This is a genomic window from Oxalicibacterium solurbis (genome assembly GCF_014635845.1).
Classification (GTDB): Bacteria; Pseudomonadota; Gammaproteobacteria; order Burkholderiales; family Burkholderiaceae_D; genus Oxalicibacterium; species Oxalicibacterium solurbis.
The window spans coordinates 176,888-190,251 of record NZ_BMDP01000004.1 but is presented as its reverse complement, the minus strand read 5'-3'; the positions used below and the strand labels follow the sequence as shown (position 1 = coordinate 190,251).

At 58.7% G+C, this 13,364-nt stretch carries 12 protein-coding genes; 3 read left to right on the top strand and 9 right to left on the bottom strand.

Features of this window, described 5'->3' with window-relative positions:
• Positions 1 to 10: 10 nt before the first annotated feature.
• Positions 11 to 1,738 (top strand): bifunctional protein-serine/threonine kinase/phosphatase, encoded by a 1,728-nt coding sequence (locus tag IEV40_RS13800; RefSeq protein ID WP_188422659.1) that lies wholly within the window; start codon positions 11 to 13, stop codon positions 1,736 to 1,738.
• Positions 1,739 to 1,769: 31 nt separating this feature from the next.
• On the opposite strand, the gene IEV40_RS13795 is transcribed toward IEV40_RS13800, so the two are convergent.
• The 5 genes from IEV40_RS13795 to IEV40_RS13775 form a co-directional block, all read right to left on the bottom strand.
• Complete coding sequence (locus tag IEV40_RS13795) at positions 1,770 to 2,579, bottom strand: ABC transporter ATP-binding protein (protein ID WP_188422658.1); 810 nt, start codon at positions 2,577 to 2,579, stop codon at positions 1,770 to 1,772.
• 54 nt (positions 2,580 to 2,633) lie between these two features.
• Entirely contained in the window at positions 2,634 to 3,599 is a 966-nt protein-coding gene (gene ntrB / locus IEV40_RS13790; RefSeq protein ID WP_188422657.1) for a nitrate ABC transporter permease, read from the bottom strand.
• Between the two features lie 9 nt (positions 3,600 to 3,608).
• Positions 3,609 to 4,853 (bottom strand): CmpA/NrtA family ABC transporter substrate-binding protein, encoded by a 1,245-nt coding sequence (locus IEV40_RS13785; protein ID WP_188422656.1) that lies wholly within the window; start codon positions 4,851 to 4,853, stop codon positions 3,609 to 3,611.
• A gap of 206 nt (positions 4,854 to 5,059) precedes the next feature.
• Positions 5,060 to 6,370, bottom strand: coding sequence for an eCIS core domain-containing protein (locus IEV40_RS13780; protein ID WP_229724140.1), 1,311 nt, complete (start codon positions 6,368 to 6,370; stop codon positions 5,060 to 5,062).
• Between the two features lie 151 nt (positions 6,371 to 6,521).
• Positions 6,522 to 7,211: an ANTAR domain-containing response regulator gene (locus IEV40_RS13775; protein WP_188422655.1), complete on the bottom strand. Its 690-nt coding sequence runs from the start codon at positions 7,209 to 7,211 to the stop codon at positions 6,522 to 6,524.
• Positions 7,212 to 7,316: 105 nt separating this feature from the next.
• Between IEV40_RS13775 and tsaD the strand changes: the two genes are divergently transcribed.
• Positions 7,317 to 8,345 (top strand): tRNA (adenosine(37)-N6)-threonylcarbamoyltransferase complex transferase subunit TsaD, encoded by a 1,029-nt coding sequence (tsaD, locus tag IEV40_RS13770; RefSeq protein ID WP_188422654.1) that lies wholly within the window; start codon positions 7,317 to 7,319, stop codon positions 8,343 to 8,345.
• Between the two features lie 168 nt (positions 8,346 to 8,513).
• Here the strand turns inward: tsaD and plsY are convergent, their stop codons facing one another.
• Entirely contained in the window at positions 8,514 to 9,128 is a 615-nt protein-coding gene (gene plsY / locus IEV40_RS13765) for a glycerol-3-phosphate 1-O-acyltransferase PlsY (protein ID WP_188422653.1), read from the bottom strand.
• A gap of 93 nt (positions 9,129 to 9,221) precedes the next feature.
• Positions 9,222 to 9,713 carry a Cys-tRNA(Pro) deacylase gene (gene ybaK, locus IEV40_RS13760; protein ID WP_188422652.1) on the bottom strand — a complete coding sequence of 164 codons (492 nt, stop codon included), beginning with the start codon at positions 9,711 to 9,713 and terminating at the stop codon, positions 9,222 to 9,224.
• A gap of 205 nt (positions 9,714 to 9,918) precedes the next feature.
• On the opposite strand from ybaK, the gene IEV40_RS13755 reads away from it, so the two are divergent.
• Positions 9,919 to 11,436 carry an AAA family ATPase gene (locus IEV40_RS13755; RefSeq protein WP_188422651.1) on the top strand — a complete coding sequence of 506 codons (1,518 nt, stop codon included), beginning with the start codon at positions 9,919 to 9,921 and terminating at the stop codon, positions 11,434 to 11,436.
• Positions 11,437 to 11,703: 267 nt separating this feature from the next.
• Here IEV40_RS13755 and xerD read toward each other — a convergent pair whose 3' ends face one another.
• Entirely contained in the window at positions 11,704 to 12,645 is a 942-nt protein-coding gene (gene xerD, locus IEV40_RS13750) for a site-specific tyrosine recombinase XerD (protein WP_188422650.1), read from the bottom strand.
• On the bottom strand, positions 12,642 to 13,145 hold the full coding sequence (locus IEV40_RS13745) for a methylated-DNA--[protein]-cysteine S-methyltransferase (protein ID WP_188422649.1): 504 nt from the start codon (positions 13,143 to 13,145) through the stop codon (positions 12,642 to 12,644). Before IEV40_RS13745 ends, xerD begins: the two co-directional genes overlap by 4 nt.
• Positions 13,146 to 13,364 lie beyond the last annotated feature (219 nt).

Below are 13,364 nucleotides of genomic sequence, written 5' to 3'. Positions count from 1 at the left end.
TTCCACCGCCATGCAACTGACCCTGAATGCCGGCCACGCCACACGCGCCGGCCAGCGCCCTTCCAACGAAGATTTCGTCGGCATGGTGCTGCCCGGCGAACCCGAGCTTTCCGGCAAGGGCGTGATCGCGGCGATCGCCGACGGCGTCTCCGGCAACGACGGCGGCCGCGAAGCTTCCGAATACACGGTGCGCGGCCTGCTGTCCGACTATTACGCCACGTCCGACACCTGGCCCGTCACGCAAGCGCTGGATCGCGTGCTGAAATCGATCAACAGTTGGGTGCAGCATCAGGGTTCGATCCGCGCCGAACTGGCCGGCATGGCAACCACGCTGACCTGCATCGTGTTGCGCGGCCGTTTCTACTACTTCGCGCACGCCGGCGATTCGCGCCTGTATCTGCTGCGCGACGGCAAACTGACGCGGCTGACCACCGATCATGTGTGGGATCGCCCCGAGATGCAGCACGTGCTGACGCGCGCCATCGGCCTCGATTCGCAACTCGCCGTCGATCACGGCATGGGCGAACTGCGCGCGGGCGACGTCTTCCTGCTGGCGACCGATGGTGTCTGGACTGCCATCGGCGAAACCGCACTCGCCGCGCAATTGCATGAACTGGCTGCGCGCAAGCGCACCGCGGATGAAACCGCCGATGCGCTGATCGATGCGGCGCTGGCCGCCGGCACGCACGACAATGTCAGCGCGCTGGCGATCCGTGTCGATACCTTGCCGGAAACCGACCTGCGCGATGCATTGTCCGGCTCGCAACAGCTGCCGGTGCCGCCCAGGTTAAAACCCGGCCAGATCATCGACGGCTACACGGTGGAAGAACAAATCCATGCATCGGCCACCACGCTGCTCTATCGCGTGACCGAACCGCCGCACGGCAACAACCCGCCGCGCAGGCTGGTGCTGAAAACCCTGCACCCCGATCGCGCCGGCGACGAACACGAACGTTCCGCGTTCGCCCACGAAGAATGGCTGGCAAAACGCGTCGTCGCCCGCTTCTTCCCGCAAGTCATCACGCCGGAACAGAAAAATTACCTGTATTACCTGACGACCTGGCACGACGGCAGCACGCTGCAACAGCATCTCGACGTCGGCGAACACTTCACGGTGCCCGATGCACTGGCGCACGGCACGAAACTGGTGCGCGCGGTCGGCGCATTGCACAGGCGCAGCATCGTCCATCGCGACATCAAGCCGGCCAATATCCATCTCGGCAGTGACGGTGAACTGCGCCTGCTCGATCTGGGTGTCGCGCAATCCGGTCTGGATGAAATGCATGCCGACGCCATCGACGTGCACGCGCCGCGCGCCGGCACACCTTCCTTCCTCGCGCCCGAACAGTTCGCCGGCGCACCGCCGTCACGGCAGACCGATCTCTATGCGGCCGGCGTCACGCTGTACCTGCTATTGACTCGCCACTATCCGTACGGCGAGATCGAACCGTTCCAGACGCCGCGCTTCGGCGAACCGGTCATGCCCGGCCGCTATCGCCCCGACCTGCCGCAATGGCTGGAGAACGTGTTGCTGAAAGCCGTCGCCCGCGATCCGGTTGATCGCTTCGAGACGGCCGAGGAATTCCTGCTCGCGCTCGAACGCGGTGCCACGCGTCCGCTCGCCGCACCGGCACCGAAGCCGCTGGTGGAACGCAATCCGCTGTCGTTGTGGCGCGCCGTCGCTGCCATCTCCATCGTTCTCAACGTCCTGCTGCTGTATCTGCTGATCGTGCGATAAGCCACGACGCCGATCGGCAGACACGGTTTCCTTATGCCGCCTTTGCCGGATGCACTTGGCGGTGATACAGGAATTCCAGCACCGCCGTGCGACAGGCCGAATACTTCGCATCCTGCGCCAGCGCCACGCGTTCGCGCGGGCGCGGCAGATCGACGTCCAGGATTTCGCCTATCGTCGCCGACGGTCCGTTGGTCAGCATCACGATACGATCCGACAGCAACACCGCTTCGTCGACGTCGTGCGTGACCATGATCGTGGTCGAGCCGGTGGTGGCGACGATCTTCAGCAACTCGTCCTGCAGATGCGCGCGCGTCAATGCATCGAGTGCGCCGAACGGTTCGTCCATCAGCAGCACCTTCGGCTCAATCGACAGCGCGCGCGCAATGCCGACGCGCTGCTTCATGCCGCCGGAAATTTCGTTCGGCCGCTTCTGCTCCGCGTGCGACAGGCCGACCAGCGCCAGTGCCGCCTTGGTGCGCTCCTTCAGCTTCGCCCTGCTTTCGGTCGCGCCGAACACGCGTTCGACGGCGAGATAGACGTTCTCGTAGCAGGTCAGCCACGGCAGCAGCGAATGGTTCTGGAACACGACCGCACGTTCCGGCGACGGTCCGGCGATTTCGCGGTTGGCGCACAGTAATGCGCCATTCGTCGCTTGCGTCAGCCCTGCGATCAGGTTCAGCAATGTCGACTTGCCGCAGCCGGAGTGGCCGATCAGCGAAATGAATTCGCCCTTGCCGACCGTCAGGTTGATGTCGCGCAGCGCGTTGAAGACGCCTTTCTTCGTGTGAAAGGTCATCTCCGCCTGCTGGATTTCGATGAACTTGCTGTTGAGCGCTTCCATGATGGTTTCCTTTTTTCTTGATCCGGTCAGTTCTTCACACTCGGTTCTTTATGCTTAGTTCTTCACATCTTCATAGGTGAAGGCTTTCGCCAGCCCGACCAGCAACTGTTCGAGCACCAGACCGACCACGCCGATGATGACGATCGCAATGATGATGTGCGCCACGTTCAGGTTGTTCCATTCGTCCCATACCCAGAAGCCGATGCCGACGCCGCCGGTCAGCATTTCCGCCGCGACGATCACCAGCCATGCGGTACCGATCGCAAGGCGAACGCCGGTCAGCATGTACGGCAGCACGGAAGGAAACAGGATCCTGGTGATGACCTTCCACTCCGACAGATTCAGCACGCGCGCGACGTTCATGTAATCCTGCGGCACGCGCTGCACGCCGATCGCAGTGTTGATGATCATCGGCCAGATCGAGCAAATGAAGATCGCCCAGATCGCTGCAGGATCGGCCGCCTTGAACACCAGCAGGCCGATCGGCAGCCATGCCAGCGGCGACACCGGCTTCAGCAGGCTGATGATCGGGTTGAACATGCCGGACAGGAACTTGAAGCGGCCGATCATGAAGCCGAGCGGAATGCCGACCAGCGCCGCCATGCCGAAGCCGATTGCGACGCGTTGCAGCGACGCCAGCACGTTCCAGCCTATGCCCTGGTCGTTCGGCCCGTTGCTGTAGAACGGATCGGCGAACAGTTCGGCGGCCGCCTTCAGCGTCGTCATCGGTGACGGGATGCCGTTGTTCTTGTACGAGACGATTTCCCACACCAGGCACAGGAACAGCACGCCCAACACCGGCGGCACCGCCGCCCGCGCCAGTGCACGCACGGAAAATCGTCCGCCCGATTTTCCGTTCGCACTGCCGGCTTTTGCCGCCTCCTGTTGCTGCTGTTTCTGCTGCGCAGGTATCGCGGCAGCCTGCGCGCCTGTCGCACTCGTCGCAGTCGCTGCGCCTGCCGTCGTTGCTGCAGCGGCCTTGGCAGCCGGCTTGTCGATGCTTTGCATGATTGCGCTCATCACATCCTCCTATGCACGAACCTTGAACGATGCCGCGTAGGCTTTCGGATTCTTGCCATCCCAGACCGAGCCGTCGATCAGCTTGGACGTGCGCATGACTTCCTTCGGCACGCTGACCTTCGCCATCGCCGCCGCATCCTTGTACAGATCGATGCGGTTGACCGATTTGGCGATGCCCAGATAATCCGGATCTTCCTTGACCAGCCCCCAGCGCTTGTGCTGCGTCAGGAACCACATGCCGTCGGACAGGTACGGGAAATTGACCGCGCCGTCGTTGAAGAACTTCATGTAGTTCGGGTCGTCCCAGGTCTTGCCGAGGCCGTTCGCATAGCGACCGAGGATGCGCGGCGCGATCACGTCGACCGAGGTATTCACGTAGGACTTGGCGGCGATCGTCTCGGCCATCTTGCTCTTGTTCGACAGAGAAGCGTCGATCCAGCGGCTGGCTTCCAGCACGGCGGCCGTCATCGCGCGCGCCGTATTCGGATATTTCGCCACCCAGTCGGACGTGGTGCCCAGCACTTTCTCCGGATGATCCTTCCAGATATCCTGCGACGTCACCGCCGTGATGCCGACGCCGTCCATGATGGCGCGCGCATTCCACGGTTCACCGACGCAGCAGCCGTCCATGTTGCCGATGCGCATGTTGGCCACCATCTGCGGTGGCGGCACGGTGATCATCTTGGCATCCTTCATCGGATTGATGCCGTAGGCCGCCAGCCAGTAGTACAGCCACATCGCGTGCGTGCCGGTCGGGAAGGTCTGCGCGAACGTGTAATCGCGCTTGTTGGCATGCATGTACTTCGCCAGCGAAGCGCCGTCGATCGCACCGGCATCGGCCAGTTGCCGCGACAGCGAAATCGCCTGGCCGTTGTTGTTGATGCTCATCAGCACGGCCATGTCCTTCTTTGCACCGCCGATGCCGGCATGCACGCCGTAGACCAGGCCATACAGCACATGGGCCGCATCGAGTTCGCCGTTGATGATCTTGTCGCGCACGCCTGCCCACGAGGATTCCTTGCTCGGCGTGATCTTGATGCCGTACTTCTTGTCGAAGCCCATCACCGATGCCATCACGACGGATGCGCAGTCGGTCAGCGGAATGAAGCCGATCTTCACTTCCGTCTTTTCTGGCTTGTCCGAACCGGCGGCCCATACGCCCCTGGTCGCCAGTCCGCCGAATGCAGTCGCCGCCGCTGCCGCCTTGATGATGGTGCGTCGCGTGGTATCGATGTTGTCGTCTTTCGCCGTCATGTTTTCTCCTGATAGCTCATTTGCGGATAGATAAAAATCGAGATAAAAAAAGCGTCCGCATCGCCACGCGCGGATTGCGCGTGCGATGCGGACGCCTTTGTCCTGATGCCTCGATCTTCGTTAACCGGGGCGATTCATCATTTTGGTGCCGTCATTAGCAGCCTTTTCAGTACTAGCAATTCATATGCCAGTTTTTCGAATGTGGTTCAGTATCCCTGGAAAAACTCTTCTGCTTCAATGATCACGTCATCCACCTCATCGAACTTGTCCAGCAATTCCTGCACAGCCGGGGCATCGCCCTGCCAATTGACCAGCTCGCGGAACGCCGTCTGCACCATTTGATGGTGCACCCCGGTGCTACGCGCCGCACGATTCATCCAGGCGGTTTCCAGATCGGCACCGCCGCCACCATGTGTCGCCCCCTTCGATGCATTCTCAGAACCGGCCATCGGCACCAGATTGCCGACGTCGTGGTAATACATGCGCGCGGCAAACATCGTGTATTTCGAGCCATTCGGGACGACATATCCATTGGTCTTCAACGTCGCAAGATAGCCCGGTGTGTAAACAGTGGACGGATTCTTCTGCAGTTCGGTCTCGATCGTATTCCACGGCACCACGTGATCGATCTGGATGGCATTTGTCGGCAGCACGACCTGCGAATCGCCATGCGTCGTCACATGCCACATGTCGGTTTCCTTGTTATAGGAGCCGCCCCATTCGTGCTCCACCATGTTCGCCTTGAACTTCGTACTGAAATCCGCCGGACGGCCGCTGCCATAGGCGGTATTCTTTGCATTGCCTTGCGCCTTGTAATATCCCTTCGTATCCGCCATGCCGTGGGGAGGAAGAAAGAATTGCGCGACGGGCCGGCCGCTTGCCGATGCCATCGGCGTTGCTGCACCCGCCACCCGCATCTGCATCGCCTGCGCGCCCATGCGATCGGCTTCTTCTTCCAGCGTGTGATCGTCGTTGACCGGCACGCCATCCTTCATCTGCATGGTCGGCTGCACGCGGCCCTGCGCCTGCTGCACGACATGCCATGCCTCATGCGGCAGATGCTGTTCCTGCCCCGGCCCGACATGGATATCCCGCCCCTGTGCATAGGCCAGCGCATTCAACTGCGCCGGCTGCGACGAGTTGTAATGCACGCGCACATCATCCATCGACATGCCGGACAAGGCTTCGATGCCGGACTTCAGTTGCGGCGGCAGACCACCGCTTCCCATGCCTGCTGCGGCCTGGCGCTGTGCCGGCCGTGCGAATTTCCCCTGCGCCGGCTTTTCTTCTTCCTCCTCGTCCCTGCCTGCCCGCTGCGCGGCATTCGCCATTTTTTGCAGCGCGTGCTGCCGCATCGCACCTTCGCTGGCATCGGCTTTTTCTGCCAATCTTCTTTGCGCCGTTGTCGCAGCGCGATGATCGATGAATGAGGTCCGTGCCATTTCCTGGCCGGCGGCTTCACGGCTGGCAGGCATACGCCCGTTTTGATCGGCGGACAGAAACGCGGAAGTTTTCATGGTCTTGCACCCTGATGAAAAAGGAAGGCGCCTTGCAGGCGGACTAGTTGACTATACTGCAACGCCCCTGTCCGCTCAACGCTCCCGCGCATCCCCTTTTTCGTGCAACGCATGCATTTGGTGCGCACCCGAACAACAAGCGGCGGCAGCGTCAGCCCAGCAGATCCGCCGCATCGAGGATGCGTTGCGCCAGTTCCGACAGCTTCAGATTCTTGTCCATCGCCAGGCTGCGCAGCCTGCCGTAAGCCTCGTCTTCGGCAATGCCGTGCCGCTCCATCAACAGCCCTTTTGCACGTTCGATCGTCTTGCGCTCGGCCAGCTTCAGCTTGGTATCGGACAATTCATTACGCAGCTTCTGGTCGGCATTGAAACGTGCCAGCGCCACATCCAGCACCGGCTTGACGCGCTCGGACGACAGGCCGGCCACGATATAGGCCGACACGCCGGCCGCCATCGCCGCCTCCATGCTGGAACGGTCCTGGTCTTCGGTAAACAACACGATGGGGCGCGGCGCTTCGTGCGTCGCCATCACGACATGCTCCAGCACGTCGCGCGCATCGGATTCGGCATCGATGATGACCATGTCCGGTTGCAACTGCGCGATACGGTCCGGCAGATGCATGTCGGCCGGAAAGACGGCGACGATGTTGTAGCCGGCTTCGAGCAGGCCGATGCGCAATGCGCGTGCGCGGCCATCGCGCTCCAGTGCTATGTCGTCCGCCTCGTTGTCCGCCAGCGTATTGACGATGAGAATGCGCAGCGAACGCCGGTCGGAACGCGCATCCGACAATGCTTGTCTGCGGCCGGCAAGTGAAGAATCGGTCTGTTCTGGGCGCGTCATGGGCGGTGTACGGCGGTGCAATGCGACAATGAAAAACGGGGAATAGGCTACAATCCACGCAAGAACCACGCCAACTTTGCATCAACTTCCCGCCCCGGCTTTCCCATGCTCGTTCTCGGTATCGAATCCTCCTGCGACGAAACAGGACTCGCGTTGTATGACACGCAACACGGGCTGCGCGCGCACGCGCTGCACTCGCAAGTGCGCATGCACGAGGAATACGGCGGCGTGGTGCCGGAACTGGCATCGCGCGACCACATCCGCCGCGCAATCCCATTACTGGAAAAAGTGCTGACCGATAGCAGCATCGCGCGCGGCGACATCGATGCGATCGCCTACACGCAAGGCCCCGGCCTGGCCGGCGCACTGCTGGTCGGCGCATCGGTCGCCTGCGGCCTTGGCCTCGCGCTCGACAAACCCGTGCTCGGCGTACACCACCTGGAAGGCCATCTGCTGTCGCCGCTGCTGGCCAGCGATCCGCCGGAATTCCCGTTCGTCGCGCTGCTGGTATCCGGCGGCCACACGCAACTGATGCGCGTCGATGGCGTCGGCCAATATGAATTGCTGGGAGAAACGCTGGACGATGCCGCCGGCGAAGCCTTTGACAAATCCGCCAAGCTGCTCGGCCTCGGTTATCCGGGCGGCCCGGCAATCTCGCGCATGGCCGAATTCGGAGATCCGGCCGCATATAAATTGCCGCGCCCGATGCTGCATTCGGGGAATCTGGATTTCAGCTTTTCAGGCCTGAAGACGGCGGTGCTGACGCTGGTGAAGAATCATCCGGCCAACATCTGCGAACAGGACAAGGCCAATATCGCGCGCGCCTTCGTCGATGCGCTCGTCGACGTGCTGACGGCAAAATGCGTCAACGCCTTGAAGCAGACTGGATTGAAGAAACTGGTGATCGCCGGCGGCGTCGGCGCAAACCGGCAGTTGCGCGAGTCATTGAATGCGGCAGCAGTCAAACGCAAATTCCGCGTCTACTATCCGGAACTGGAATTCTGCACCGACAACGGCGCGATGATCGCCTTCGCCGGCGCAATGCGCTTGCAGATCAATCCGAACGCGGCGAAGAAGGATTACGCATTCAACGTCAAGCCGCGTTGGCCGCTGGACAGTATTCGCGAAATTTGAATGCGCGACGGCAAACGCAAGCGCCACACCCGAAATCACTGCGCACCGAAACGGCATCCTGGAATCAGCCGCTTTGAGTTCAAGGCATCGATGCAAATCAATGCAGCAATCACACAATAAAAAATCCGGCACGAAGCCGGATTTTTTTATTGCGATTCGCTACCGCATTTATTTCTTCTTGCTGCCCTTGCTACCGAGGCGGCTCTCCTTGCCCGCCAGCAGATTGCCGATGTTCTTCGCGTGACGATAAATCAGCAGCGCACTCATCGCCACGATCGCCAGCAGCATGCCGTCGGTGCCGAACATCAGGCAATAGAAGAACGGTGCAAACACCGCCGCCACCAATGCCGCCAGCGACGAATAGCGGAATGCATACGCAATGATCAGCCAGGTCGCCAGCGTCGCCAGACCGAGCCAACCGTTGATCGCCAGCAGCACACCGAGCGCCGTCGCCACACCCTTGCCTCCCTTGAAGCGGAAGAACACCGGCCACAGATGGCCGACGAACACCGCCAGCGCCACTAGCGCGATACCGTTCTCGGCCACGCCGTATTGCGGCCCCAGGCATTTCGCCAGCAGCACCGCCACCACGCCCTTCAGGCAATCGCCCAGCAAGGTCAGGATCGCCGCCTTCTTGCTGCCGCTGCGCAGCACATTCGTCGCGCCCGGATTCTTCGAGCCGTAGCTGCGCGGATCGGCCAGCCCCAGCAACTTGCTGACGATGACCGCGAACGAGATCGACCCGATCAGATACGCCGCAGCAACAAACAACGCAGTATTCATAATTATTTTCTCAACGGATGGCCGCCATCGCAGCCGGAGCGGCGCTCACTATAAAGCACCGCACCTCATTATTCTGTTAATTATTTTCGCAGACTATTCCGCCAGCGCACACTGCACCGGCTTCGCGCCCAGCTCGCCCGACAGCACAACCGGTTCTATACCGACCAGAAAGCCGCGCCGCCCGCCGTTGATGTAGATACGCTCCAGCGACAGGATGCTCTCTTCCACATAAACCGGCATCGTCTTGCGCGTACCGAACGGCGACGTGCCGCCGATCAGATAACCGGAATGACGGTTCGCCACTTCCGGCTTGCACGGCTCTACCGACTTGCACCCGATCTGCCGCGCCAGATTCTTCGTCGAGACCTTGCAGTCGCCATGCATCAGCACCACCAGCGGCTGCGCCTTCTCGTCCTGCATGATCAGGGTTTTCACAACGGCATGCTCGTCCACACCGAGCTCACGCGACGACACCGATGTGCCGCCGTGCTCTTCGTAATCATAAGGATGCTCGCTGAATGTGACGCCGTGCTTGCGCAGCCATTGCGTGGCAGGTGTTTCGGAGACGTGGTCCTTTTTGGCCATGGTGCGGATGCTTCTAGGGCTGAAAAAGGGGGACATTATGCCGCAAGCTATAACTAGAACCGTCCTTTTCACTCAGTTTTCGATCGACATGCCATGCAGGATTGTTAATTTTCACGACATGCCATATTCATGGGATCAATGCCGAGAATCGACACCCATACAATGCGGGCTGGAAATATTTTCATCTACGGATGTTAAGGAAATCATGAAAATTAAATCAGTAAGCGTTAACCGTTTCCGTGGATATGAAAATCCGGTACGTGTTGAAATCGACAATCTATGCGCCCTTGTCGGCCGGAACGATATTGGGAAGTCGACCCTACTCGAGGCACTAGACATCTTTTTTAATGAGGGGAAAGGGTGCGTCAAACTCGACAAGGACGACATCAATAAAAAGTGTCTGGCAAATGAAGATGATTGCATCGAAATTGAGGTTGAATTCACCAATCTTCCGCAAAGAATCTTAATTGATGCGACGAATGAAACGACACTTGCGGATGAGTACCTATTATCAGCTGAAGGAACTTTGCGGATCCTCAAACGATATCCAGGAGCTGGAAAGGAAAAGGTTTTTATTAAGGCCAGCCATCCAGTGAATCCGGAATGCAAGGATCTTCTACTTAAGAAGATTCTCGATCTGAGAAAAATCCTCGAAGACCAAGGCCTAGAATGCCCGGACAAAACTAAGAGCGCCGAGCTTAGGAAAGCAATTTGGAAAGGACAGGCCGATCTCCAGCTAGAAGACTATGAAATTGAAATTGCTAAACTTGATAGCAAGAACATTTGGGAACAGCTGAAGACATACATGCCGCTATACACGTTGTTTCAGTCCGATAGGAAGAACGCGGATTCTGACGATGAAGTGCAGGATCCAATGAAAATTGCAGTCAAGGAAATTCTTGAAGACACCACAATTCAGGAAAATTTAAAGGGGATTGCCGAAACAGTAAAAGCTCGACTCGAAGCTGTGGCGAATAGAACGCTTACTAAGCTGCATGAGTTGAATCCGGCAATTGCGAAATCACTCGATCCGCAAATCCCCGACGCGACCAGTCTTAAATGGGCAGATGTTTTTAAGAGTGTCTCAATCTCAGGAGATGATGATATTCCCATAAACAAAAGAGGAAGTGGAGTTAAACGCTTGGTGCTCATTAGCTTTTTCCGTGCAGAGGCAGAAAGAAGGCAGAGCGAGTCAAATCTCCCGAGCGTCGTCTATGCCATTGAAGAGCCCGAAACTTCCCAACATCCTGATCATCAGCGTGGGTTAACGGATGCGCTCATTGCATTGTCTGAAGCTGAAAATACTCAGGTTTTCCTTACAACCCATAGTCCAGAGATCGTCAAGCGACTCAAGTTCGAGAATATCCTGCTATTAACGGGAGAGGCGGCGAACAGAATTTCCAAGGTTCAGCAAAGCGAACTCCCATACCCAAGTTTGAACGAAGTGAATTTCTCTGCATTTGGCGAGGCTACTTATGAGTATCACAATGAGCTCTACGGGCATATAGAAGCGGAGGGGCGCTTAGAAGAGTATAGGAATGGGAAACCTCTCAGGGCATATATACAACTTCGTAAGGATAGCTCTACGGAGCAACGCCAAATTGTGCTTACTGAGTACATCAGGCATCAAATTCATCACCCAGAAAACAGTCATAACGTACGCTTCACAGCCCGGGAACTTGCCGACTCTATACAAGCGATGAGAAATTTTATTCAGGCATAACCGCGTTGCTGAATTCAAACGTTAGAGGTTCGCATATGTCGATGCAATTATTTACGCAATCGGAGAAGCAACCGCCTATGTAGCGGGCTCAATCATCGGCCGTACTTTTCGCTTAGAACCAAAGCACGCTCAGCGTATTGGTGAAATAGTCGTTCTTGTTCTATTGGCGGCGGGGATAATTGCTCTTACTGTTTTCTACTCCTAGCACCCTACCCTTTGGCCTGCCGGATTCGCCGTCGATATTCGACTAACAACAAGCTCTCTTAATCATCCCCGCGGGTGGTGCTGCCGGTGCAGCTGCTTCAACCTCTCCCGCGCCACATGTGTATAAATCTGCGTCGTCGAAATATCCGCATGCCCCAGCAGTAACTGCACGACGCGCAAATCGGCACCGTGATTCAGCAGGTGCGTCGCAAACGCATGCCGCAAGGTGTGCGGCGACAGCGGCGCATGGATGCCGCCCGTCACAGCGTATTTCTTGATCAGCGTCCAGAACATCTGCCGCGTCATCGGGCCGCCGCGTGCGGTGACGAACAGCGCGTCGGCTATCTGTCCGTTCAAGATCGCCGGGCGTGCTTCCTTCAGGTAGCGTTCGATCCACGTGCGCGCTTCTTCGCCGAATGGCACCAGCCGCGTCTTGCTGCCCTTGCCGGTGACGCGCAGCACGCCTTCGTTCATACCGACTTCCACCGATTTCAGCAGCACCAGTTCGGATACACGCAGACCGCTGGCGTACATCAGTTCCAGCATCGTGCGATCGCGCAGGCCGAGCGGTGTGCCGAGATCAGGGGCGGCGAGCAAGGCTTCGACCTGTGCTTCGGACAAGGTCTTCGGAATGCGGGGCGGCTGCTTGGCGGAATGCAGTTTCAGGCAGGGGTCGACAGCGATGCGGTTCTGGCGCAGCGCGAGTTGATAGAAGCGCTTCAAGACGGAGAGGCGGCGATTCGATGTCGTCGCCTTTGTCATTGCATGTTTGGCGAAGAAGTAGGCGTTCAGATCATCCGGCAGCACGGCCAGCAAGGTCTTGCCACGTTCGGCCTGCAGCCAGTTGGCGAACAGTTTCAGATCGCGTCGATACGCATCCAGCGTGTTCTTCGACAGGCCGTCTTCCAGCCACAGCGTGTCGCAGAATTCGTCGATCTCAGCATGACCCGATGATGCTGACACCTTTGGCGATACCACTTTTGGTGTCGCAGCAGCACGACTCATCGCTGGTAGCCTTCGACTTTTTCGTGCGCGAGCAGCCAGCGTTTGACGCCGAGATGGAATCCGGCTTCGTCATCGGTATTGCCGAATCCACCCAGCCCGCCGGTCGCCGTCACGCGATGGCAGGGAATCACGATGGGAAACCAGTTCGCGCCGCACGCCTGCCCGACTGCGCGCGGTGCGGTGCGGATGTGACGTGCGATGTCGCCATAGGTCAACACGCTGCCGCGCGGAATGCTTGAGATCGCTTGCCACACCTTTTGCTGAAAGGCGGTGCCGACTGTCGCCAGCGGCAGGTCGAAGCGGAAATCGGCATCGTCGAGATAGCGTTCGATCTGTTGCACCGTGCGTTCGGCGATGGCATCGGTCGGCGCTTTCTCGTTGAAGGTGGCGGGCAGATAGACCAACTCGCGCACGCGCTTGTCTTCGGTGCGAATACCGACTGCGCCGAACGATGTTTCAACGATGGCGGAAAACAGATGATCGATGCCGGAGTTGCGCATGACGAATCGAAAATGGAATGACGGAATACACAGGATAAGACAAAACGCCGGATAACGGAGACATGCGGAGATGCGCCGGAATGCCTCCGTTTCGGAAACGCAAAAATAAAAAGGGCGCATCTTGCGATGCACCCCCAAATTCTCTGCGTCCCGGCTGTTTGATGGATCGCTCCACAACAACTTCTTTGAAACGCATGTCTCCTCGGCCCTGTGGTACTG

Bases quoted from the DNA above. Each gene is read 5' to 3' on its own strand.
- xerD (WP_188422650.1), bottom strand. From the start codon at position 12,645: ATGAGTCGTGCTGCTGCGACACCAAAAGTGGTATCGCCAAAGGTGTCA.
- IEV40_RS13795 (WP_188422658.1), bottom strand. From the start codon at position 2,579: ATGGAAGCGCTCAACAGCAAGTTCATCGAAATCCAGCAGGCGGAGATG.
- ntrB (WP_188422657.1), bottom strand. From the start codon at position 3,599: ATGAGCGCAATCATGCAAAGCATCGACAAGCCGGCTGCCAAGGCCGCT.
- IEV40_RS13780 (WP_229724140.1), bottom strand. From the start codon at position 6,370: ATGAAAACTTCCGCGTTTCTGTCCGCCGATCAAAACGGGCGTATGCCT.
- IEV40_RS13775 (WP_188422655.1), bottom strand. From the start codon at position 7,211: ATGACGCGCCCAGAACAGACCGATTCTTCACTTGCCGGCCGCAGACAA.
- IEV40_RS13745 (WP_188422649.1), bottom strand. From the start codon at position 13,145: ATGCGCAACTCCGGCATCGATCATCTGTTTTCCGCCATCGTTGAAACA.
- ybaK (WP_188422652.1), bottom strand. From the start codon at position 9,713: ATGGCCAAAAAGGACCACGTCTCCGAAACACCTGCCACGCAATGGCTG.
- IEV40_RS13800 (WP_188422659.1), top strand. From the start codon at position 11: ATGCAACTGACCCTGAATGCCGGCCACGCCACACGCGCCGGCCAGCGC.
- tsaD (WP_188422654.1), top strand. From the start codon at position 7,317: ATGCTCGTTCTCGGTATCGAATCCTCCTGCGACGAAACAGGACTCGCG.
- IEV40_RS13785 (WP_188422656.1), bottom strand. From the start codon at position 4,853: ATGACGGCGAAAGACGACAACATCGATACCACGCGACGCACCATCATC.
- IEV40_RS13755 (WP_188422651.1), top strand. From the start codon at position 9,919: ATGAAAATTAAATCAGTAAGCGTTAACCGTTTCCGTGGATATGAAAAT.
- plsY (WP_188422653.1), bottom strand. From the start codon at position 9,128: ATGAATACTGCGTTGTTTGTTGCTGCGGCGTATCTGATCGGGTCGATC.